This window comes from Microvirga vignae (genome assembly GCF_001017175.1).
Lineage (GTDB): Bacteria > Pseudomonadota > Alphaproteobacteria > Rhizobiales > Beijerinckiaceae > Microvirga > Microvirga vignae.
The window spans coordinates 19,467-40,407 of the sequence record NZ_LCYG01000128.1 but is presented as its reverse complement, the minus strand read 5'-3'; the positions used below and the strand labels follow the sequence as shown (position 1 = coordinate 40,407).

Here is a 20,941-nt window from a genome sequence, read left to right as displayed (position 1 = left end):
TCAAATCCGTCCACACGACCTAGTCGGGAGACCTGTCCGGGAGGCACTCCCGGAGCTGCGGGGGCAGGGCTATTACGAGCTGCTGGATCATGTGTATCAAACCAGAAAGTCGTTCGTCGGCCGCATGATGCGTATCATGGTTCAGCCTAGGCCAGGCGCTCCGCTTGAGGAGCACGTCATCGATTTTGTTTATCGCCCTGTTGAGGATGCGAAGGGACAGATCAAGGGTCTTTTCGTCGAAGGCTACGACCGGACCGAATGGGCGCGGGCCTAAAGACGACCGTTAGTGAGCCAAGCGTCTCCCGGCATTTTGGTGGGGCGCATTGTGCCACAAGCCACATTCCCGCTCCGCCTCAAAGACTCCGCGGACATCGCCAGCTTGCAGCAGAGATGTTGCTCGATGGATCAAGACTTCTCATCGCCCGAGTGCTGAGTTCGCAAACGTGTTACGGCGCCGAAGAAGTGGCTCCGACGCCGTAACAGAATGCTCAGGCTGCTTGCCGGGATCGGTGATGCCGGTTAGCGCGGCGTGATGTCGAAGCCGAAATACTTTTTCGAGAGCTTTTCGATCGTACCGTCAGCCTTCGCTTCCGCGATGGCCTTGTCGAACATCGCCTTCAGCTCCGGGTCGCTTTTGCGCAGGCCGACCGAGCTTCCACGACCGAGCATGCCGCCCTGGAAGCGCGGCCCTGCGAGAGTCATCTGCTCATTCTCGGGCTTCCCTGCCGCACCGGTCAGGTAGGCCGTCGATGCCATGATCATATCGATGCGACCGGCCGTAAGATCGAGGTCGTGCTGCTCCGTGGTCTTGTACTCGCGGATCTCCGCCACATCCTTCAGGTACTTGTCGAGGAAGTTCGCAGCAATCGACGAGCCCTGCACGCCGATGGTCTTGCCCTTCAGGTGCGGCTTCAGCTTTTCAATTTCTGCAACGGCGCCAGCCTCGTTGGTCGCCAGGGAGAACACCTGTTCCTTATCAGGCAGGTTGACGAGAGCGCTCGACTTCAGCACCGCAAAGGTCTGGCCCGTGGTTCCATAGGACTGGGTGAAGGCCATCACCTCCTCGCGCTTGGCGGTCGCGGACATGCCGGCCATGATCGCGTCGAACTTGCCGGCATTCAGTGCCGGAATCATGCCGTCGAAGGACTGCGCCTCGATCGTGCACTCGACCTTCATGCGCTTGCAAAGATCCTGGTACAGTTCGATCTCGAAGCCGTCGAGCGTGCCGTCGGTCTTGGTGAAGTTCCAAGGCGCGAACGCTCCCTCCGTCGCAATGCGGACTTTCGTCCAGGTCTTTTCCTGTGCCGTGGCGGCTGGTCCGAGTGCCAGCGTCGCGCCGGCGATTGCAAGCGCCAGAATCTTGCTGATGGTCGTCATGGATTGCCCTCTGTTGATCGTTGTTGATGAGCGCCCATCGCGCTCAAGGCTCGCGGGTTCGAGTGGAGATGGGTTTCAGGACGCGACCTCTTCAGCCTGGCTCGTCTTCGTCGAGACCGGCGGATCGACATCATCCGGGATCGGATTGACGAAAGGCGTCCCGGCCAGCCGCTCGCGGAAATCGGCTTTGGCTGCTTCGATCAGAGCCGGATCGCGGAAGAGATCGACGGCCGTGCCGGCCATGACCTTGGCGGCATGCTCCATGCCCTTATGGGCCGCAGGAGCTTTTCCTTGCGCAACAAGCTGCCAGGAATGGCCTGGCGTCCCGATGGCGTAGGTGGCACCGCGCATCTGCACGGTGGGGACCATCCAGCTGACCGTGCCCACGTCGGTGGACCCCACGAACATTCCATCCCCGCTCTCGGGCGGGAAGATCGTATCGCAGAGAGGGACACCCATCCGGGGCTTCAGCCCGAAGCGTGCGAAGGAGGATTTGATGTCCTCGTCCGTCAATGTTTCCTGGATCTTCGCCGCGAAGGCCCTGTCATGCTCGTCGAAAACCGGAGGTCCGAGCCTCTCCAGGTTCTGGTGCATCAACTGCTCGAGCGGCGTGTTGCCGACCAGGTTCGCGTCACCGCTGACGATCTCGCTGCGCACGGTCGTCTCGGTCATGAGCGCGGCGCCTTCGGCGATCTTCTTCACACGCCGGAGCAACCCCTGCATCTCCGCCAGATCGCGGGCGCGGATCAGGTAACGCACCGTTGCGCTGGCCTGCACTACATTCGGGGCTGAACCGCCCGTATCCGTGACGGCATAGTGAATGCGGGCCGTGCTCGGCATGTGCTCGCGCATGTAGTTGACGCCCACATTCATCAGCTCGACCGCGTCGAGTGCGCTCCGGCCCAGATGAGGCGAGGCCGCCGCGTGAGAGGCACGGCCAGCGAAGTGGAAGTTGATCTCGTTGCAGGCAAGCGAGATCGGATTGTTGACGCCAGCAAAGGGTGCCGGATGCCAGGAAATCGCGATATCGACGTCGTCGAAGACGCCGGCCCGGACCATGAAGCCCTTGGCGGAACCGCCTTCTTCGGCCGGACAGCCATAGTAGCGCACACGACCCTTCAGGCCGTGGGCTTCCAGATAATCCTTCACCGCAGTCGCAGCCATGAGCGACCCGCTGCCGAGCAGGTTGTGCCCGCAGCCATGGCCGTTGCCGCCCGCCACAACGGGCCTCCGCTCGGCAATTCCCGCCTCCTGGCTCAGGCCCGGCAGGGCATCGTACTCGCCCAGAATCGCGATGACCGGCCCGCCCTCGCCCGCCTCCCCCATGACGGCGGTCGGAATGTCCGCCACGCCGCGCGTCACCCTGAATCCCTGCTGCTCCAGCGTTGCCGCATGTTCGGCAACGGAGCGGAACTCTTCATAATTCAGCTCGGGCATCTCCCAGACGCGGTCGCTGAGAGCGAAGAACGTCTCACGTTTGGCCTCGACCAGATCCCAGATGTCCGGGGAATTCTTCGCCGACAAGGTTCGACCTCCGATGCGTTGGCAGAGCGCTCCAGGTCCGAAGCCGAGCTGGCCTGTAACCGGGCGGATGACATTCACCAAAATTGGTACCAATATGATGCATGATGAGCGAACCGATGCAAGAGGGCATCTGCCGATCTGTTTTTGGCCCGGCTTGAGCCGCGCCTGAAGATCAGGCAAGGCTTGGGAAGCATTCGGAAAAGGACAGAATGGACAGCGATGGACACATTGAGGGACGCACCGCTGAAGAAAGCCTGGATGGTCCTTGCCGATCTGATTGCACGGGATGTGCGGTCCGGTTTTTTTGCGCCGGGCATGTGGCTGAAGCAGATTGATCTTGAACAGCGCTATGGATACGGCCGCCCCGATGTCCGGCGGGCTCTGGAGTATCTCGCCCAGAAGCGCTTGGTGCAGCACGTGCCCAATCGCGGGTACCATGTTTTCCTGCCGGATGGAGAACAGACCGCCCATATTCTCGAACTCCGCATTATCCTTGAAACGGCAGCCGTCGACAGCATCGTGACCCGTGCAACCCCTGCCGCAATCGAGCGCATCCGCGATCTCGCGCAGCAATTCGATGATGCCATTCTCAACGGGACGGTTCTGGATCAGTACGAGGCCAACCTCGCCTTCCACCGTGAACTCCTCGGGCTGTGCTCGAATCCCGAGCTTCTGAACCTCGTCACGGACCTGCGCAGTCGAACGTCGTCGGCATTGGCAGGGCAATGGAGCACGCGAGCACGCGTCGAGCAGTCGAGCCGTGAGCATCATGCGATGATCGAGGCGCTCTCGGCCCGGGATGCGCCTCGACTGAAAGAAATTATTGCCCTGCACATTCGCCAGCCTCAGCGGGCCTGACAGAGCGCTGTCGCGGCTCCGTTACGCTGAGGCACTGCCGGAGACAGAGACGAGCTTGCCTCCCATACGCCTCCCGATCCGGTTTCTGGGAAGGAGGACCAAAGCCAACCAGCAGCTAGAGCATCGTGCGGAAAAGTGGATCCGGTTTTCCGCACGACCGATGCTCACATTCAAGGAGAAAGCATCGGACCCAAAAGTGCAAATCCACTTTTCTCGTCCGATGCTGTAAGTGCTCGGGAACGCTTGGCGAGCGCGCTGGACTCGAACCCGGGACCCCCTGATTGAAAGGAGGCTCCGCTACTCGTCGTCCTCTTGCGTCGGAGCCATGAAAACCCGCAGGGCGCCGGGCCGGCTTCGGTAGCACAGTGGCGAGCGCAGGACGCCGACCTCTCCGTCGAGCGCGACGAGAATCCTGCCGGCACGCGAGCGGATCTCGGCTTTCGAAACTCTCATGATCCGTAGGTCCCGCTTCAACTCCAAACGCCCCATGACGGCCAGAGCAGCGAGCCATAACAAAGCCAGCCGGCTCTGGGCCCGGGTGATGTAGATGCAGAGCTCACCACTATCCAGCCTCCCCCGCCTGCCGAAGACCGACGCCGTGAGAGCGTATTCGTTGTTGCCGATAAACACGATTGGGCTCCGGCACGGTTCGACCAACCCCTCTGCGGCAATCGAGAGCCGCCTCAGTGGAAGATGGCGCAGCACGCGAAATCCGGACACGATCAAGGCGCTCAGCTTCGACAACCCTTCTCGGCGCCGCCTTCGCTCTCGCTCCCGAACCAAGTACGGGTAAAGTCCGATGGAGGAATTGTTGATGAAGGTCTCTCCATTGACCTCTCCCACGTCGAATAGACGGGTCTGCCCGGCAGCGATCAGCGCCACCGCTTCATCGATCGTGGTAGGAATGCCAAGATCCCGGGCGAAATGGTTTAGGGTTCCGAGCGGTAGGATGCCAAGCGGAATGTCCGTTCCGGCGAGTACATGGGCGACGGTGCGAATGCTGCCGTCCCCGCCGCCCACCACGATGGCGTCCAGCTCTTGATCCTTGATACGATGCGCAGCACGTTGTGAGGCCTTATGCAGCTCCGGTCCCGTCAGGAACTCCAGAGCCGCGGAGACCCGATGCTGCTCGAAGGCGGCGGTCAGCGCTGCACGCAGGGTGTCACTGCATTGGCCTTCCAGCATCCCGGCAGAGACGTTCAATAGTACGGCAACTCTCGGCCGAGATGACATGATTGGTGTATCCGGCAAGCCCAGCCATGCTAATGCGCCGCATGGCTAAACGGTTTCTCCTGAATGCGGTCGCGTCTGCCGAGTCGCGGTGACAGCACGGTCTCGCATTCTCCCCGGATCCAAACAGCTAGCGCATCGTGCGGAAAAGTGGACCCGGTTTTCCGCATGATGCGCTCCTCTCAAGAATGAGCATCGGATGGTTCCCAAAAGTGCAAGTCCACTTTCGGGGCCGATGCTCTAGGTTGCGTTCCGAGCCGCGTCGGTGACCCACGCCCCATATCCGACAACACGATCCTGTGTCCCGGCGGTGTCGCCGGAGTTCGCCAGCGCCAGGCGCTGCACCTTAAGACCACGACGGTTGGTTTCAATGAGGAGACCCGCAACGGCAACGTAGCCGCAGGCGTTATCCGGTCCGAGGCTGGCCCAGTCGCCTCGCTCAATTGAATCCGCCGTGACCGCATCGAGGCGTCGGGCGGTCTCATAATCATGAAAGTGCGACAGGTCTGAGCTGACCACGACCAGCGTCTCCGGCCCACCCCACAGCCGGTCGAGCACACTGGCGACCTCCTCCGGAGCGGCGTCACCAGTCAGCACTGGGACCAGCTCGAACGACCTGAGAACCGACTGGAGGAAGGGCAGTTCGACCTCAAGGGCATGCTCCGGCTCATGCGGGGCGTCGGCCCGCACCACGGGCGCGAGATCCGCAAGTGCGGTGGCCGCACCCCGCGCGAGGGGCACGCTCCCAAGCGGCGTCTCGAAGGCATCCACGGTCGGCAGAGCGAGCCCGCGGAACGACACGTAATGCGATGGCCCGATCAGCACCACGCGCGTGATCGTGTCGGCATGGGGTTGTAGCAGGGCGAAGGCGGCGGCAGCCACCTCGCCGGAGTAGATGTACCCGGCATGAGGGACTATAATGGCTTTGGGAGCCGCCGCTGGGACAATCCTTGCTCTGCCCAAGAGCTCGTCGACAGTCGTGCGAAGCTGGTGCGGGCTGCGAGGATAGAACCGGCCCGCGACCGCAGTCCGCCTGACCTGCCGTTGGTCTTGTCCGGATGCCACAGGATGCTGCTCCGCAGGCGACTCCTAAACCTCATCACCAGAGATAGGTGGGATCGGCATGGATCAACAGATCGCTCCTGGCAAACCGGGCCGCTACTGGCATCCGCTGGAGGACGGACGCATCCAGTGTGATGTGTGCCCGCGTCTGTGCAAGCTGCATGAAGGCCAGCGCGGCCTGTGCTTCGTGCGCGCCCGCGAGGGCGATCAGGTCGTCCTCACCACCTATGGCCGCTCGTCCGGCTTCTGCATCGATCCCATTGAGAAGAAGCCGCTCAACCACTTTCTGCCCGGCACACCGGTGCTGTCCTTCGGCACCGCCGGCTGCAATCTCACCTGCAAGTTTTGCCAGAACTGGGACATCTCGAAAGCGCGCGAGTTCGACCGTCTGCAGGACCGCGCCTCTCCCGAGGCGATTGCCGAGGCTGCCGTCGCGAGCGGGTGCCGGTCGGTGGCGTTCACCTACAACGATCCGGTGATCTTCTTGGAATACGCCGTCGACGTGGCTCAAGCCTGCCGCGAGCGTGACATCAAGTCGGTTGCGGTGAGCGCGGGCTACATCTGCGACGAGCCGCGGGTCGAGTTCTTCCGGCACATGGATGCAGCCAACATCGACCTGAAGGGTTTCACGGAGGAGTTCTACAAGAACCTGTGCTCGGCTCGCCTCGGGCCGGTGCTCGATACGCTGGAATACCTGAAGCACGAAACAGAGGTCTGGTTCGAGATCACGACGCTTCTGATCCCGGGCGAAAACGACTCCCCGGCCGAGATCGAGGCGCTGAGCCGCTGGGTGCTGGAGCGCCTAGGGCCCGACGTGCCGCTGCACTTCACAGCCTTCCATCCCGACTGGAAGATGCTGGACACCCCGGCCACGCCACCCGAGACCCCGAGAATGGCCCGCCGGATCGCCCAGGAGGTGGGGTTGCGCTACGTCTACACCGGGAACATCCACGATGCGGAAGGTCAGAGCACCTATTGCCATGCGTGTCAGGCGGTGCTGATCGGACGCGACTGGTACCAGCTCACCGCCTGGAACCTCACGGCCGATGGGTGCTGTGACCGCTGTGGCACGCCCTGCCCTGGCGTGTTCGAGGGAGTCCCTGGCACGTGGGGGCCGCGGCGGCGCCCGGTGGTGCTTCAGGCTGCAACTGGAAACGCGTAGTCTGCTTCTTGCGCCTCGCGTCAGACAAAGTCTGAGACCCAAAGCACCAGTTCAGTCACAACTTTGCCGAAGGCCTCGTTGAGACCCGCTGCCGCTGCTGGCGCATCCGTCCCCCGCACCGGGACGCTGGCGTGCAGGATGCGCCCGCTAACGATCCGGCCGTTCCCGTCGAGGAGCTTGGCTGCGATTTCCACATAGGCCTGAGGTTCAGGCAACATCACAACCTGGAAGCTGCGAATGTCGAGCAGGAGCTGGTAGTCAGCCGCCACCTCCAGTGCCGGTCGCATGACTGCTTGCAGAAAACCCGCATTTTCCAAGCTCTGTATGATCTTGGCCTGCAGAAGCTTTGGCAGGCTGTCGCTCCATTGTGCATCCATGGCGATGATTTCCCCCGCCCGGGGACTCGTGAGGAGCTTCTGCGTGTCGAACAGCACCAATGCGGTGGGTTCAGGAACAGCCAGTTGCTTGCGCGGCATGCTCTCATGCGGGGGAAATGCCTGCGGAGCCGTGAGATCATAGATCGGAACTGGCTGTTGGTTGGCCCCTCCGCCGCCCAAACGATCGAGCGCCTCCAGAATCCCGTCCAGACGACCTGAATTGCGCGCGAGCGCGTCCGTAAAGGTGCTGAGATTGGTGATCGTCTCGTGCAGCGGCTCTGCGTTCTCGGCAACGAGACTCTCGAAGCGCCGTAATGCATCGCGAGCCTCACGCGTCAAGCTCTGAACCGCATCCGGATCCACCTTAAGCACAGGCGGACCATTGTCGGACTTGGGCGGAGGTGCCGAGGCCGTCCCGCCTTCGAGGGAGACTGACGGCGCATCCATCAGGCCTTGGGCTTCGAGTCGAACCTGTGTGTCCGCCCGCACCGGGGTGGTGCGGTCGACCGCAATCGTCACCGTCACCTGACGGGGATCACCTGAATTGAGCGCGAGCCCGGTCACCTCCCCGACCGGGATGCCGTTGAACAGAACCCTGGAGCCTGGAAGCAGTCCGATGACCGGACTTTCGAAGTGAATGCGGTAGACCACCCGCTCACTGAAACCGCCGAGGCTGCGCAGCCAGTAGGCAAAGGCGAAAGCGGCCATGATGACGCCGAGCGTAAACACTCCAATCAGAGCATACCGCGCCCGCGTCTCCATGGTCCGGCCTCACACGCGAGGGACAGGTCGTCGCCTAAAGCGTCAAAGTATACCGCATCAGGCAGTATCCGGCCCAGAAGCCTTTCACCGTATTCGAGTCAGTTCAACGGCAATGCGTGACAATTCTGTTCCTTGGGAGCGGATGCCGACCGCCTGCCTGCGTCCGCTGGTGCTCATCTCGATCCTTGCCGAGAAGCCCGGTCCTTCAGCAACGGCTTCGATCCGTCGGTCCCGGGCTTGGCCGGCAATCCGTCCCACCAGATTGCGAGAGGTTTCCGACCATCGGCCGGAAATCCTGCCCCCTTCGTAATCGACCTCTGTCCGGAGCTCAAAGACATAGCTGTCGCTCCTGCAGCTCAGATTCTGTCGAAGGCTGATGTCTGTGGAGGCCGCCGCATAAACGGCCTCACAGCGCAGACGCTCGGTTCTGCCGTTCGAAAGCGCGATTGTGCCGCTGCCTGACCAGACCCCGGCGAATCCCTCGAATGGATTGGATGAAGAGCTTCTCTGCGCATGGGCCGACCCGGACAGGAGCACTATCAGGGCGGGTACGAGCCGAAAGCGGAGACGCCCTAAAGCATGTGTCGAATTTGCTCGCATGGCCCGCTCCTCGGTTCAGATGTCTTCAAGATAGCAAGTACTGAGACAATCGGTGACGTGGCACGCTGGAAATACGGTCGTCCAGGACGGAGCGATAGCGTTGTCGCCTCAACTGGCAGCGGGGCACCGAGGCAGGCTCGGTCACCTGACGGACACACGCGGCAACACTGGCTGCGGAGTTCCACGCCGCCATCGCATTGAGGTGGTGAAGGTGGGGGCACGGGCAGAGCGGTGGCAGCGGGGCGGAACGAAGAGGTTGCGCACGGCCGAGAAGATACGGACGAGCCGCTGCAGGCCTCCGGGTGATCGAAAGTCCTGCCTCTCATAGAGGACATTAGCAAGAAAAAGCCCCGCCGGGATCCTTCTGAACGGGGCTAAGTCGCGGAGGGTGGTCGGGGAGACCAGCGGGATCAAACCTCCGCATCAGTATAACGCGGAAATGCGCCGGAGAGTTTCAAGAGGGGCAGCGCAATGACGCTTTAGCACTCTAAGAACATTGGAGTGAATGCCCAGAGCTGAGAGGAGAATAGGCCCGTGCTCTAGGTTATGCTATATTTGCGCACAGTTGGGAGCTGCAATTGTGCGCCCACTTCCCGCCTTGCTCAGAGGAGGCGGACATGGCCTTCAAAGACTTGCTGCTGCTGACCCGCGAAGGCGCCGAAGCCGGCAACCACTATGCGCTGTGGCTAACCAGCCTGTGTGGCGCCAGACTGACTGTGGCCTCGCCTGTGATCAGCCCCGCTCTGCCTCCGGTGGTCTCGTCGGAGATGCCAAGCGAGATCCTCTCCCGTATCCAGGAAGATGTCGAGAATACCGCGCGCAGAGCGCTTGATGCCTTTCTAGAGAGCGCGAAGGAGACGGATGTTACCGTGGAGACGCTGATGCTTGAGGCCCCAAGCGGAGATCTCGGCAGAGAGGTCAGTCGTCTCGCGCGGTATTTCGATGCCATCGTTCTCGGGCAGCCGAACCCTGAGAGGCCCGACACCTCCGATCTGGTCGAACCTGTGCTCTTCGGGTCAGGGCGGCCAGCGTTGATCGTGCCTTACATCCATGTGCCCCCACAGCTCAGGACCGTGCTCGTCGCCTGGGACGAGGGGCGCCCAGCCGCCCGCGCTGTCGCTGATGCCCTGCCGCTCCTCCAAATGGCCGACCAGGTCAAGGTTGTGACGGTGTCAAACCCACACTCGAGAGGGGGCTCGCATGCGTCAGCCGAGATCATGGCACGGCATCTGGCTCGGCACGGAATCCAAGCCGAGGTAAAGACGCTTACGCGCGGAGATCTGGATATTGCCAACACTCTCGTATCATATGCTGCGGATGAGTCCGCAGATTTGATCGTGATGGGCGCCTATGGCCATTCGCGGCTGCGGGAAATGGTGCTTGGTGGCACGACCCGGACCATCCTCGCGTCGATGACGGTCCCCGTGCTGATGGCGCACTGAGCCTGGTGATCCGTAAACACCTCTGCCTGTTCCATGCTCTCTAGTCATGGGAGTATTGGTTCAAGTGGGGTCCATCTTTCGCTCGACGCATCTTGGATCCCTCTCCTCCGTCACGGCTTCCCCTGATGGTTTCCTCCCTGAACTCGGCCGCCTCAGCAGGTGGCCTTTTTCGGTGTTGTCACATCAACCCGAGGATGAGAGCAAGGCGTGCCGATGGGCCGGCATGACCGGCCCGTCAGCGACAAACGCTGCCGCGTTCCACCCGAGATCATCGCCGATGCGGTCTGGCTCTATTTTCAGGTTCCCATTGAGCCTGCAGCTGGTCGAGGAGATGCTTCTGGAGCGCGGCGTCCTCGTCTCCTACGAGACCGTCCTCCGCTAGGCCTTGAAGTTTGGGCCGAACTACGCCCACCGCCTGAGCGCGAGCCCCGAGCCGCCGCGATATTTGGCGCCTCGACGAGGTCGCGGTTACGATCGCTGGCCAGAAGCACTGGTTGTGGCGGCGTGGAACTCCGCAGCCAGCATTGCCGCGCGAGCCCGCAGGTGACCGAGCCTGCCTCGGTGCCCCCGCTGCCAGCTAAGGCGACAACGCCGCAGCGGGAACCTTCCAGGCTCCCGCCCATCTACTGATCAGCCACCGAGGCCCCACCGAATAGAGATGAGGGCGACATGATCCGCTCGGTTGCCTACTCAAAGGCGGTTTTCGCCGGAATGGCAGGTGCAGTGGCTTGGGAAGCCGCGGCCCGGCTGCTGATCTGGGGCGGGCTCCCCGTCTTTGACATTGTCGGCACGCTCGGAACCCTGGTGCTGCCCCATGCGAGCGCTTGGGCATCCTGGACCGTCGGCATGCTGTTGCACCTCTTGGTCGGTGCAATCTGGGCTGTGTTCTACGCCTATTTCTTCTGGTCCGTCCTGCCGCTGCGCCCTGCCCTCCAGGGCATGGTGTTCGCCTTCGTGCCCATGCCGCTGGCGATCTTCATCATGCATCCGCAGTTCGACTTGATGCACCCGCTCGTCCAAAGCGGCCAGCTGTCCTCCTCTGGCCTATTCGGCTTGAGCGGCGGCGTGCACGAGCTGCTCTCCATCGCGGCCGGCCACCTGATCTGGGGCACCGTGCTGGGCCTGCTCTACACCCGGCCCGTCGGCTACCCGGTGAGCCGGTCACCGCGCCTGAGCCCCCGGCCCGTCGGAGCATGCCCGCCCGTCAGCTCGGCTCCCGAGCCCGCTGATCACGGGTTCATGTTCGCCACCGGCATCGAGTGCAGCTATCCCACCCTTGAGGCCGGGCGCTGGCGCATGGATCAGATGGCGGCCTGCGGCCATTACCGCCACTGGCGCACCGACCTGCGACTTGTCCGGGATCTCGGCCTTCGCTACCTGCGCTATGGCCCGCCCCTGCATCTCATTCATCGCGGACCCGGTCAGTATGACTGGGCCTTTCTGGACGAGGTGGCCGCCGAGATGCAGCGCCTCGACATCGTGCCGATCATGGACCTGTGCCACTTCGGCCTGCCCGATTGGCTGCAGAACTTCCAGAACCCGGAGGTGCCGCACGCGCTCGCCGACTATGCCCGGGCGTTCACCCGACGCTATCCATGGGTGCGGCTCTACACTCCTGTGAACGAGATGTATGTCTGCGCAAAGCTCAGCGCTCTCGAAGGGGTGTGGAACGAGCAGACCCGGGACGAGCGCGCCTTCGTCATCGCCGTCCGTCACCTCGCCAAGGCCAGCGTGCTGATGATGCAGGCGATTGCGAGCGAGCGTCCCGATGCCGTGTTCGTCAACAGCGAGAGCGGCGAGTTCTACCAGCCCTGCTGCCCCGATCCTGAGATCCGCCGCATCGCCGCCTTCGAGAACGAGCGGCGCTTCCTGCCGCTCGATCTCCTTTACGGCCGTCCGGTGCACGAGGACATGCGCGACTATCTTCTCCAGCACGGCATGCCGGCCGAGGAATACGCGTGGTTCATGCAGCAGGATGTGCGCAGGCGGGCCATTCTCGGTGTCGACTATTATGAGTGGAACGAAAAGCTCATCGACAGCAACGGGCACGCGCAGGCGCTGGGCGAGCTGTTCGGGTGGTACGCCATCGCAGGTCAGTACTACCAGCGCTACCGGCGGCCGATGATGCACACCGAGACCAACCGCATGGACGCCCGCGACGGGCCGCGCTGGCTCTGGCGGCAGTGGCACAATGTGGAGCTGATCCGCCAGACGGGCGTACCGGTCGTGGGCTTCACCTGGTACTCGCTCACGGATCAGGTCGACTGGGACATCGCGCTGCGGGAGCCGCTCGGCAACGTCAATCCGGTCGGCCTGTTCGACCTCAACCGCGATCCGCGACCCGTTGGCCTCGCCTATCAGCACCTCGTGGGCCTCTTCCAGGCCGACCTCGCCGGGGTCCCGTCCCTGGAGGCCGCACTGGAAGCGGCCTCGGAGGCTGTGACAAAGGAGGCGAAAAGGTTCCATGCTTAGGATGCTCCGAGCCCATGGCCTTGATGCCGGCCCCACCCAACGGCCGCTTCTCGCAGGCGCCACGGCAGGAGTGATCGCCTCCTTGCCCGCCCTGGCTGTCCTCGCCGGTTTCCAGGCGCTCGATGCACCTGCCAGAGTAACCGGCACATCGGTGCTCGCAGCCGGTCTTGCCTACGCCGGCCTGATGCTCCTAGGCGGGCTCCTTTATGGCTGGCTGTTCCAGCGAGCGGCCAACGATGTGCGAGGCGGCTGGCTCTTCGGGATGGCGTATGGCTTCGTCCTCTGGATGCTGGGCCCGATCCCGCTGCTGCAATGGCTGCCGGACGAGCCCATCCTGCGCGGCTATCCTGCTGCTGGACTGCTGCTAGCCCAGCTTCTCTGGGGACTGGTAACGGGTGTGGCGTTTCCCCTCATCCACCGTCATCTGCACGTGAGCCTGGAGAACCGAACACGCTTGGCGTCCCTCTGTCCGGGACCGGAGTCGGCGGCCCAGACAGGAATGCTTCGGCGGCTCCCTTCCTCCCGGCGCCCATCACGCTGAGACGGCCTGTCCGTCGGGCAGTCTGGTTCGGGAACCTTTGTCAGGATGGCCTATCTAATAACAAGAGACAGGAGCTTGGCCATGCAAACGGCAAAAGTCGCGGTGGCACCGTTGGATACTCTCGATGACGGTGCTCTGGTTGAACGGGTCCGAAATCAAGATGGGGCCGCGGTCCGGCTCATCATGCAGAGGCACAATCGTCGTCTCTACCGCGTGGCCCGCAGCGTCCTCAAAGACGATGCCGAGGCCGAGGACGTGGTCCAGGAGACCTACGTTCGTGCCTTCACCCACCTGGACGGCTTTCGGGGCGAGGCACAGCTCTCAACCTGGCTCACGCGCATTGCGCTGAACGAGGCACTGGGCCGACTCCGACGGCGACGCATCGTGGTCGACCTGAAGGATATCGATGCAATCAACGATCAAGGAGAGGCCCGCGTGATCTACCTGCCGTCGGCTCGCCAGGACAGCGACCCGGAAGCTGCCACCGCCCGAGCCGAGGTGCGACGTCTGCTCGAACGGGCGGTGGACCAACTGCCGGATCCGTTCCGCGCGGTCTTTGTGCTCCGCGATATCGAGGAGATGAGCACCGAGGAGACCGCGACGCATCTGGGTCTGCGCCCGGAGACAGTGAAAACCAGGCTCCATCGCGCCCGGCGCCTCCTGCGGCAGTCTCTCGACAGAACCCTGTCATCAGCTGTCGACGACGTGTTCCCGTGCGCCGGCACTCGCTGCGCCCGGATCACGGAGACAGTCCTAGGGCGGCTCGGTCTGGTGGAGCATCCGGATGAATGACGATGCCGCAACCCGAAACGTCACGCACATCAGCAGAGGCGAAACGGTTTCCATCGTAGTCATCATCGGTGGTCTCGACCGGCGTCGCACTCCTTTACCGCGAGGGACAACACGTGCGGAACGTACCGCTGGATGAGGAATGGAGAATGCCATGCGTGCCGAGAACCCCGTAGCAACAGGAAATCCTCAAAGCACCGCGCGGATCGCCGGACACCCCCTGCATCCGATGCTGATCCCGTTTCCGGTGGCGTTCCTGGTGGCTACCCTCGCGTGTGACCTCCTGTTCTGGAACACAGGTAACAGCGCTTGGAGTACGGCCTCGATCTATCTCCTGGGCGCCGCGCTGGTCATGGCGGCTCTCGCGGCTGTGGCTGGTCTCACCGACTTCCTGGGCGATCGGCGAATCCGCAGCCTGTCGGCGGCCTGGCACCACATGCTCGGCAACGTCGTCGTGGTCCTCCTGTCGTTGTGGAACTGGTATCGCCGTTACGAGTCCGGGGATGCCGCCGTTCTACCGACGGGACTCCTGATCTCACTCGTCGTCGTTCTGCTCCTGCTCTACACGGGCTGGCGCGGGTGGGAGATGGTCTACCGCCACCGGGTCGCCGTCTCGGACCAGGGAACCTGATCCGGATCCTCTCCGTGACGAGTATCCATGACGGGTATCTGAGAGGAGGGAGAATGGATCTGCCCCGGCCTGTGGGCGACGCAATTCTCCCCGCAGCCGCTGACGCCGTGGTGGCGACGGACCGCGCCGGGATCATCCGCGTGTGGAACCCTGGCACCGAGCGGATCTTCGGGCATAGCGCTGCCGAGGCGCTGGGGGCAGCCTCTTGATCTCATTATCCCCGAGCGCCTCCGCTCCCGTCACTGCTCGGCGCCAGACCTACATCGTCTCCGAAGCGACCGCGAACTTGGCGCGATGGTTGTCCGATTGCACCAACCGCGTTTACGCCATGGCCTCGAAATAGCGACACCAGCCCTGCGGACTGATCCGGCCAGTCACGATCTCGCAGCCACCCGGCTCAATGAAGTGCATGCAGCGCCCGCAGCGCTGGCCTCGGTTCGGGCGGTCCTGGTAGCGCGCGACGGCCTTGGGCACGTTCCGGGGCAGCCCACGAGCCACCATAGGGGGTCCTGCTGGCGCAGGTGCCGCCGCTTGCGGTGGCATCATTGGCATACAGGCTGAGAGCGTGCCGGTGCCAGCCGCAGCCGCGCCGAGCACGGTGCCTCGCAGGAAGGCGCGGCGGGAAAAGACAGGGCCATCCAGATCAATCAGTGTGACGCGATTTCGCTTCTCAGGCATCGTAATCTCCCTCCAGAGTAGTCGAAGCCCCTACTGCAGAGATGGCGCGCTTGTGCGCCACCTACGTCAATCGAGTGTCTATGTGCTCTTGAGCGTGCCGTTCATGCCCTTGGGATAGAAGCCGCCGCTGTCCACCCCAGCCTTGTCCGTGAGGTAGACGATGCGGAGCACCTCCTGCGGCGTCCGGCGGAAGACCATGCCGTCCGGTGTCGCGGGGACGAAGTTTGCCTTGCCATTGCGCTCTATACCCTGATCCTTGTCCGCCGGACCGTCGAGCTTGTCTCGCGCAACCGACACTGCATTCGCCGCCTTCTGGGCCTTGTCGCCCATCTGGTAGAGCTGCGAGCGGGCCATGCCCATGTGGTAGGCCTCGACGGCCAGGATCGCGGCGGCCGCCTCGACGAATTCCTTCTTCTGGAGCAGTGGCGCCGCACCGGCATAGCCGGTCACACCGACATCCTCGAACAGCATGCCGCCGAGCAGGAAGTTCATATCGTTGGCAAACGGGTCGAAATCCGGCAGGCCGGCCGCTTTGGCCACGGCTGCGAATCCGGCCTCAAAATCGATTGCAGGGCGGTCTACAGCCTGGCTGCCCAAGGTCTTGCGATAGAAGCGGACATGCGCGAGTTCGTTCTCTGCGAGCTCGTCGGCGAATTCACCGATCGCCTTATCCTGGAACGACACCTTGCGGCCACCTTTCACGCTGCCGGGATCGGAGCCGAGGTCGGCTGCGTCAATGCCCTTGCCTGTGGTCGCCCGCAGGTAATACTCGGCCTCCATGTATTCGAGATTTAGGGCGAACTGGAAAATATCCTCGTCCTTGAGGTCTGACGGGGAAGCCGCCTGAGCGAGTGCCGGGGTTGGCCAGTGCAGCCCGGCGCTGGAACATAGGCCCGCGACGGCAAGGGCGTGCAGCGACTCGCGGCGTGAGAGCTTTGGAATAGGAGCGCTGGTCATGGTCTCCTCCATGGTGTCGTGGATGGTCACCGCTTCAGCGATGCTGCCGTGACCGACTGATCGGTTCCCCCTTCGACAAGTCGAGCCAGCAGCGCGTCGGTGAAGGCGGCGCAACGGGGGTCCTGAAACGGAAAAGTGTCAGTCAGGGCCGAGGCAAGCGTCGTTTGCACCTGCTTGCGCATGAGCTTCTTGGCGCGGTGGAGACGCGTCTTCACTGTTTCTTCGGGAAGACCGAGCGCGGATGCCGTCTCCTTGGTGTCGAGTTGTTCGACCATGCGCATCACGAACACTACGCGGAACGGTTCGGGCAGGTTGTCGATCGCGCGCTCCAGCAGGTCGCGAATCTGGCTCCGGGCTACGGTCCGCTCCGGATCGAACTCGGACGCGCGATCCGGCAAAACGGCGACGTCCGGTTGCTCGATCCTATCGAGGGTATCCCACGGCAGCATGATGTTCGCTCGTTGGCGACGGTCCACCGCCTTGTTCACGACGATGCGCGTCAGCCACGTCGAAAGGCTCGCATCGGCCCGGAACTTTGCGAGATGTCGGAACGCGCTCAAATAGGCCTCTTGCATCACATCTTCGGCCTCAGCGTCGTCCCGGACGATCGCCCGCGCGACGCGATAGAGCTGCTGGTTGTGACGCCGAACGATCAGGCGCAGCGCGGACGCACTCCCCTCACGCGCGAGGCGCACGAGTTCGGCATCGACTAGGCCGGACAACTCCAGCTCGGAGGTGGGTTGCTCAGGCATACCGATTAGACAGGGGCACGAACAGGAAGGTTCCCGACTATTTTGCGCCGCGGGCAAGGCGTACTGTCATTGCTGTGCTGACGCCTTGCGGCCCTACTCCGGTGATGTCGCGGCTTTCCTCATCTCTCAGAGGAGGTAGCCATGGCACAGAACGGCCAAAAACAATCGAAGGCGAAGCTCGGCACTGGGTCAAAAGCGGACGTTATTCCTTTTAATCCTTTGGCTTCAAAAACGGTCGTTTGGGAGACGTGGTTCGACGGCTATCTCTCTTATGCCGGAAGGCGCCACTGCGACCGATTACACCGACGTGGCCTTCCACAATGTTTCGCGCGGCCCATGCCGAAGCGCTTGTAGGCCGCAGAAAAGATGCTGTTCCGTTTTGAAAGCGGGGCCGGAGAACCGGCCCCGACCTATCACAAATGATGGTAGTCCCAACGAGGGTCTACCCAGAAGCGCGGCGGCACGTACTCGTCCAGCGGCTCTTCCCGTTCGATGTGATAGTCGGCAGGATCGCGCTTGTATGTGTTGTTGCCCAAGGTGGTCCACAGAAAATCACTGCGACCCCAGGGGCCTTCCTTGCCGCCGATGTATCGAGGGCCGTAGTAGAAATCTACTTCGGAAATCGAGTTGGCGTCATTGCGCACGAAATGCGTGTAGTGCTTCGAGGGCGGATTGCGAATGTTGTCCGGGGGGATCGGTGCCTTTGGCATAACCATCTCCTTAGTTGAATGCTATGCTGCAACGTAACAACATCACGGTAAGTGGGGTGCTGATCTGAACCGTCAAGGTCGACGGAGGAAAAATAATGACCCGGCCGCTAACCGTTAAGCTTTCTTATAGCGGCCTTCTTATGGGGCGGTTGTGCAGCCCGAACGCCGCGCAGGATCGCGGTAATCGGCTATGTTATCTGGTAAATTGTAATTATTACAGGTACAGGCCCCTCCCCTCGTCGCCTTCGCCTGCCGCTCATGAACGTTTGTTTGTGAGCGGGTCGAGTTCCTTGAAGGGGCTTCTGCGAATTACGCTTCTATTGAGAGCCCGGTGTCATAGAGTCGAAAGGTATTTTACCAGCATAAAGAAGGCCATGGCGCCAACGACAAACACCCAGCCGTTGATTTTGTCGTTGTCCTTGAGCCTGTCTCTGGAAGGGCCAACCTCCTAAGTCGAAGCGAAAGATAGGTTTGCGGGCCTCATACTGTTCAGGGGTTAAGCCTCGCCGCTTCACAGCCCCGCCTCGCCTTTTCGAACAGCTTTGCTAACAAGCCACATCCAGGCATACGCCAAGCACATAGCCCTTCATTGGGGACTGGAACCGGATGTTAGCGAAGGTGCGGCCCTGTCTCGCGCCCTCTGCCAGTCGATGAACTCCTTGTAAAGGCGCTCGCGCATGGCCGTCGAGAGCGGCATGGAGCAGACGCCGCTTGCCGTGATCAATCTCTCGAACGCACGCTGCTCATCAGCTTGCCGGGACCTCCTATCAATGACGCTCTGCGCTGGCTTGAATCGCTGCCAGCCTGGCGCTGCCTGCAGATCGATCTCGCCTCGTTGGAGCCCCTGGTCGGATTGCTTCAACTCATCAAGGTGCGAGTCTATGACCTCAGCCAAATTCATCAAACGCTTGTAGCGGCGGCTTTCCTCCGGCCAATCTCTCACGACGAGAATGCGGCCGACCGCTATGGTCCTAACCTGTTGCCCTGTTTCAATCAGGTGAGGATATTCGTCGGCGGTCAACTGGACCGAACGGTAATGCGATGTGCCCTCTTCAAGAACGATCGGGAGAAGATGAAAGCGACCAGACGATGGAAAGGCGAGAACTTCGGTCGAAGGATGCGATGCGAGAAGGATCGAGGCCTGAATTTCACCCGCTCGAAGACGTTGGTACGCGGTATCCTGATCATAGGTTGTGAACTCTGGCTTGATGCCGAGCTTTTCGAACATCAGGCCGGCTGTCAGATGTGCATCGCTCCCGGGCCGACTGATATTGACCTTGCGGCCCTCAAGTTGGCGGATGTCGGTGATGTCACGCGGCGCCAGAACGTGAACGACCTTGCTCGAAACCTGAAAGAGATATCGCAGCCGCTCGCGAGCAGCCGTTTGTACGTGGCTCGCCACTCCCTCGATGACGTCTGTTTGCACGATCGCGGTGTCGATGTCAGCGCGATGAAGGAGGCTCACGAGATCCTGGAGCGGCCCCTGGCTGGCGATGGGCTGCAAGCGTATTTGGCGCTGGCTCAAGATCTCCGACAAGCTGTCGAGCGTGCGTGAATAAGTGCTGTTTTCCTCCCCAGAGATGATCCGGATCGAATTGTTAAAAGGCGTAGTCTGCACTCGCTGTCCTGGGATCTTCTCGACTGGCGATGAACGGACAGCGACATGATCCTTTGGTCGCTTGATAAAAGGTACCGTAACGGAGTTTTGGTTTGAGCATCCTACCAAGGCCAAGCAAAGGCCTGCAATGACAAGTACGCTCACGCAACGAAACATGACAGTGCTCCCCGAAGGTCCCCAGCCCTGGCCGTTTCTGGGACGATTTTGATCTGCGCTTGCAGCATCGGTCTACTGTCCCGAGCGAACAACTCGGGCTTTACTTCTCCTATAGTTAATCCATCGAGAGAGCTTCGACTGCAGCGGCACATCCTCGTCAGTGGCGTTCCGCGAAAGGGCGAATGCCGCGGCCCGAAAGACAGAGGGCTCGATCGTTAGCCGGGATCGAGTGCGTCAAATCCACTTCCTGTCCATCCGCTTACAAGATCGAAGGTGCAAGACGTCGTTCTGCCCAAATACATTCAAGCCTCAGGCAGGTGCTGATGGGCAGACGTTTATGTCGGATCGATAAGATCATGGATCAGCATCTCGATGCCATGGTTCAGATCAAGGCCGCCATAGCCATCCATCACGTCGCTCGGCCAATCGCCGGAATAGTGCAACTCTCCCGAAGACCCTGATGAACCAATAGCCGATCCGCCAATGGCAATGTTGATGGGTGCGTAGATCCCGACATCATTGTCGTTCATGATGCCGACGAAGACGCCGTCACCTCCATTGCCGGCGGCCCCTCCGCCGGTGTGCACGGTGTCTGAATGCAGAAGAGACCAGAATCCTGAACCTCCGACGGCGCTGTTACCGTTGCCGCCTTGACCGCCAATTCCTCCAACTTGAACTGCTCCTTGGTCGAAGACAACGGAATTGTACTGGATAGCCGTTACGTTGCCGCCAAAGCCGATCGCAATGTTGATTGGAGCATAGACCGCGACATCCATGTCCAACATGGCTCCGAGAAAGATGCCGTCTCCGCCGTTGCCGGCGTGTCCGGCGCTTCCAAAGATAGATGCCGTCTCGGGATGTAGGGACGACGACGATCCTGCATGGCCGCTTTGTGTCTCCTCACTTGTGTGGCCCGCGCTCCAGATGGCTGCTGCATGACCGCCCCCGCCAGTGTTGCCCTCACCTCCGCCGCCGCCAGTCCCGGCTATCTGACCTGTATGGTGATTGAAGACGACGGCATCGATCTGAGTAGCCGTCGCCTCTCCTCCATAGGCGTCTATGGCAATGTTGAGCGGAATATAAATCGCGACGTCGGAGTCCACCATTGCGCCAATGAAAGCGCCATGTCCGCCATTTCCTGCAGTTCCTCCATCGGTCAACAGAGCGCCGAGGCCGTCTGTCCTGCCCTCCAAGGTATGCCGAGAAGTGTCCGCTTGCCAGGGAGCAAGGTCATACACCTCGT

The 20,941-nt window shown here is 61.8% G+C and carries 21 protein-coding genes and 2 pseudogenes; 10 read left to right on the top strand and 13 right to left on the bottom strand.

Annotated elements, in window-relative coordinates:
* On the top strand, positions 1-274 hold a 274-nt coding region (locus AA309_RS30155), incomplete at its 5' end, for a PAS domain-containing protein (protein ID WP_047192712.1).
* Between the two features lie 245 nt (positions 275-519).
* Here AA309_RS30155 and AA309_RS30150 read toward each other — a convergent pair.
* Together AA309_RS30150 and AA309_RS30145 are read right to left on the bottom strand one after the other, a co-directional pair.
* Positions 520-1,377, bottom strand: coding sequence for a transporter substrate-binding domain-containing protein (locus AA309_RS30150; RefSeq protein WP_047192711.1), 858 nt, complete (start codon positions 1,375-1,377; stop codon positions 520-522).
* A gap of 75 nt (positions 1,378-1,452) precedes the next feature.
* Positions 1,453-2,901 (bottom strand): M20 family metallopeptidase, encoded by a 1,449-nt coding sequence (locus AA309_RS30145; RefSeq protein ID WP_047192719.1) that lies wholly within the window; start codon positions 2,899-2,901, stop codon positions 1,453-1,455.
* Positions 2,902-3,120: 219 nt separating this feature from the next.
* Here AA309_RS30145 and AA309_RS30140 point away from each other — a divergent pair, with 219 nt between their 5' ends.
* Positions 3,121-3,759: a GntR family transcriptional regulator gene (locus AA309_RS30140; RefSeq protein WP_047192710.1), complete on the top strand. Its 639-nt coding sequence runs from the start codon at positions 3,121-3,123 to the stop codon at positions 3,757-3,759.
* 297 nt (positions 3,760-4,056) lie between these two features.
* Here AA309_RS30140 and AA309_RS30135 read toward each other — a convergent pair whose 3' ends face one another.
* Positions 4,057-4,992 carry a diacylglycerol/lipid kinase family protein gene (locus tag AA309_RS30135; RefSeq protein ID WP_047192709.1) on the bottom strand — a complete coding sequence of 312 codons (936 nt, stop codon included), beginning with the start codon at positions 4,990-4,992 and terminating at the stop codon, positions 4,057-4,059.
* A gap of 237 nt (positions 4,993-5,229) precedes the next feature.
* Complete coding sequence (amrB, locus tag AA309_RS30130) at positions 5,230-6,054, bottom strand: AmmeMemoRadiSam system protein B (RefSeq protein ID WP_047192708.1); 825 nt, start codon at positions 6,052-6,054, stop codon at positions 5,230-5,232.
* Positions 6,055-6,112: 58 nt separating this feature from the next.
* On the opposite strand from amrB, the gene amrS reads away from it, so the two are divergent.
* On the top strand, positions 6,113-7,213 hold the full coding sequence (gene amrS / locus AA309_RS30125; RefSeq protein WP_047192707.1) for an AmmeMemoRadiSam system radical SAM enzyme: 1,101 nt from the start codon (positions 6,113-6,115) through the stop codon (positions 7,211-7,213).
* A 20-nt stretch (positions 7,214-7,233) separates the two neighbouring features.
* Here the strand turns inward: amrS and AA309_RS30120 are convergent, their stop codons facing one another.
* The 3 genes and pseudogenes from AA309_RS30120 to AA309_RS37985 all read right to left on the bottom strand — a co-directional run.
* Positions 7,234-8,352: an ABC-type transport auxiliary lipoprotein family protein gene (locus tag AA309_RS30120; RefSeq protein WP_047192706.1), complete on the bottom strand. Its 1,119-nt coding sequence runs from the start codon at positions 8,350-8,352 to the stop codon at positions 7,234-7,236.
* 84 nt (positions 8,353-8,436) lie between these two features.
* Positions 8,437-8,952 (bottom strand): hypothetical protein, encoded by a 516-nt coding sequence (locus AA309_RS30115; RefSeq protein ID WP_047192705.1) that lies wholly within the window; start codon positions 8,950-8,952, stop codon positions 8,437-8,439.
* Between the two features lie 175 nt (positions 8,953-9,127).
* Positions 9,128-9,270, bottom strand: a pseudogene (locus AA309_RS37985) (IS6 family transposase); the annotation flags it as partial.
* Between the two features lie 299 nt (positions 9,271-9,569).
* Between AA309_RS37985 and AA309_RS30110 the strand changes: the two are divergent.
* From AA309_RS30110 to AA309_RS37010, 7 genes and pseudogenes are all read left to right on the top strand, one after another.
* Positions 9,570-10,394 carry a universal stress protein gene (locus tag AA309_RS30110; protein ID WP_047192704.1) on the top strand — a complete coding sequence of 275 codons (825 nt, stop codon included), beginning with the start codon at positions 9,570-9,572 and terminating at the stop codon, positions 10,392-10,394.
* 213 nt (positions 10,395-10,607) lie between these two features.
* A pseudogene (locus tag AA309_RS37015) lies at positions 10,608-10,897 on the top strand (IS6 family transposase); the annotation flags it as partial.
* 166 nt (positions 10,898-11,063) lie between these two features.
* On the top strand, positions 11,064-12,866 hold the full coding sequence (locus AA309_RS30100; protein ID WP_244470545.1) for a family 1 glycosylhydrolase: 1,803 nt from the start codon (positions 11,064-11,066) through the stop codon (positions 12,864-12,866).
* Complete coding sequence (locus AA309_RS30095; protein ID WP_047192703.1) at positions 12,859-13,407, top strand: hypothetical protein; 549 nt, start codon at positions 12,859-12,861, stop codon at positions 13,405-13,407. The genes AA309_RS30100 and AA309_RS30095 overlap by 8 nt, the downstream gene beginning before the upstream one ends.
* 81 nt (positions 13,408-13,488) lie before the next feature.
* Positions 13,489-14,199, top strand: coding sequence for an RNA polymerase sigma factor (locus AA309_RS30090; RefSeq protein ID WP_047192702.1), 711 nt, complete (start codon positions 13,489-13,491; stop codon positions 14,197-14,199).
* 151 nt (positions 14,200-14,350) lie between these two features.
* A complete protein-coding gene (locus AA309_RS30085; RefSeq protein WP_047192717.1) occupies positions 14,351-14,827 on the top strand; it encodes a DUF2231 domain-containing protein in 477 nt (158 codons plus the stop codon).
* Between the two features lie 53 nt (positions 14,828-14,880).
* Positions 14,881-15,036 carry a PAS domain-containing protein gene (locus tag AA309_RS37010; protein ID WP_342027995.1) on the top strand — a complete coding sequence of 52 codons (156 nt, stop codon included), beginning with the start codon at positions 14,881-14,883 and terminating at the stop codon, positions 15,034-15,036.
* Positions 15,037-15,148: 112 nt separating this feature from the next.
* Here the strand turns inward: AA309_RS37010 and AA309_RS37005 are convergent, their stop codons facing one another.
* The 6 genes from AA309_RS37005 to AA309_RS30050 form a co-directional block, all read right to left on the bottom strand.
* On the bottom strand, positions 15,149-15,505 hold the full coding sequence (locus AA309_RS37005; protein WP_150117846.1) for a twin-arginine translocation signal domain-containing protein: 357 nt from the start codon (positions 15,503-15,505) through the stop codon (positions 15,149-15,151).
* 78 nt (positions 15,506-15,583) lie between these two features.
* On the bottom strand, positions 15,584-16,462 hold the full coding sequence (locus AA309_RS30070; protein ID WP_150117845.1) for a ferritin-like domain-containing protein: 879 nt from the start codon (positions 16,460-16,462) through the stop codon (positions 15,584-15,586).
* Between the two features lie 26 nt (positions 16,463-16,488).
* Positions 16,489-17,214: an RNA polymerase sigma factor gene (locus AA309_RS30065; protein WP_047192701.1), complete on the bottom strand. Its 726-nt coding sequence runs from the start codon at positions 17,212-17,214 to the stop codon at positions 16,489-16,491.
* 413 nt (positions 17,215-17,627) lie between these two features.
* Positions 17,628-17,924 carry a hypothetical protein gene (locus tag AA309_RS30060; RefSeq protein WP_047192700.1) on the bottom strand — a complete coding sequence of 99 codons (297 nt, stop codon included), beginning with the start codon at positions 17,922-17,924 and terminating at the stop codon, positions 17,628-17,630.
* Between the two features lie 586 nt (positions 17,925-18,510).
* On the bottom strand, positions 18,511-19,698 hold the full coding sequence (locus AA309_RS37980) for a TAXI family TRAP transporter solute-binding subunit (RefSeq protein WP_084731828.1): 1,188 nt from the start codon (positions 19,696-19,698) through the stop codon (positions 18,511-18,513).
* A gap of 335 nt (positions 19,699-20,033) precedes the next feature.
* Positions 20,034-20,804, bottom strand: coding sequence for a hypothetical protein (locus tag AA309_RS30050; protein WP_052955102.1), 771 nt, complete (start codon positions 20,802-20,804; stop codon positions 20,034-20,036).
* Between the last annotated feature and the right edge of the window lie 137 nt (positions 20,805-20,941).

Bases quoted from the DNA above. Each gene is read 5' to 3' on its own strand.
- AA309_RS30150 (WP_047192711.1), bottom strand. From the start codon at position 1,377: ATGACGACCATCAGCAAGATTCTGGCGCTTGCAATCGCCGGCGCGACG.
- AA309_RS30140 (WP_047192710.1), top strand. From the start codon at position 3,121: ATGGACACATTGAGGGACGCACCGCTGAAGAAAGCCTGGATGGTCCTT.
- AA309_RS30135 (WP_047192709.1), bottom strand. From the start codon at position 4,992: ATGTCATCTCGGCCGAGAGTTGCCGTACTATTGAACGTCTCTGCCGGG.
- amrS (WP_047192707.1), top strand. From the start codon at position 6,113: ATGGATCAACAGATCGCTCCTGGCAAACCGGGCCGCTACTGGCATCCG.
- AA309_RS30120 (WP_047192706.1), bottom strand. From the start codon at position 8,352: ATGGAGACGCGGGCGCGGTATGCTCTGATTGGAGTGTTTACGCTCGGC.
- AA309_RS30115 (WP_047192705.1), bottom strand. From the start codon at position 8,952: ATGCGAGCAAATTCGACACATGCTTTAGGGCGTCTCCGCTTTCGGCTC.
- AA309_RS30110 (WP_047192704.1), top strand. From the start codon at position 9,570: ATGGCCTTCAAAGACTTGCTGCTGCTGACCCGCGAAGGCGCCGAAGCC.
- AA309_RS30100 (WP_244470545.1), top strand. From the start codon at position 11,064: ATGATCCGCTCGGTTGCCTACTCAAAGGCGGTTTTCGCCGGAATGGCA.
- AA309_RS30095 (WP_047192703.1), top strand. From the start codon at position 12,859: ATGCTTAGGATGCTCCGAGCCCATGGCCTTGATGCCGGCCCCACCCAA.
- AA309_RS30090 (WP_047192702.1), top strand. From the start codon at position 13,489: ATGCAAACGGCAAAAGTCGCGGTGGCACCGTTGGATACTCTCGATGAC.
- AA309_RS30085 (WP_047192717.1), top strand. From the start codon at position 14,351: ATGCGTGCCGAGAACCCCGTAGCAACAGGAAATCCTCAAAGCACCGCG.
- AA309_RS37010 (WP_342027995.1), top strand. From the start codon at position 14,881: ATGGATCTGCCCCGGCCTGTGGGCGACGCAATTCTCCCCGCAGCCGCT.
- AA309_RS37005 (WP_150117846.1), bottom strand. From the start codon at position 15,505: ATGCCTGAGAAGCGAAATCGCGTCACACTGATTGATCTGGATGGCCCT.
- AA309_RS30070 (WP_150117845.1), bottom strand. From the start codon at position 16,462: ATGACCAGCGCTCCTATTCCAAAGCTCTCACGCCGCGAGTCGCTGCAC.
- AA309_RS30065 (WP_047192701.1), bottom strand. From the start codon at position 17,214: ATGCCTGAGCAACCCACCTCCGAGCTGGAGTTGTCCGGCCTAGTCGAT.
- AA309_RS30060 (WP_047192700.1), bottom strand. From the start codon at position 17,924: ATGCCAAAGGCACCGATCCCCCCGGACAACATTCGCAATCCGCCCTCG.
- AA309_RS37980 (WP_084731828.1), bottom strand. From the start codon at position 19,698: ATGTTTCGTTGCGTGAGCGTACTTGTCATTGCAGGCCTTTGCTTGGCC.
- AA309_RS30050 (WP_052955102.1), bottom strand. From the start codon at position 20,804: ATGGTGGACTCCGACGTCGCGATTTATATTCCGCTCAACATTGCCATA.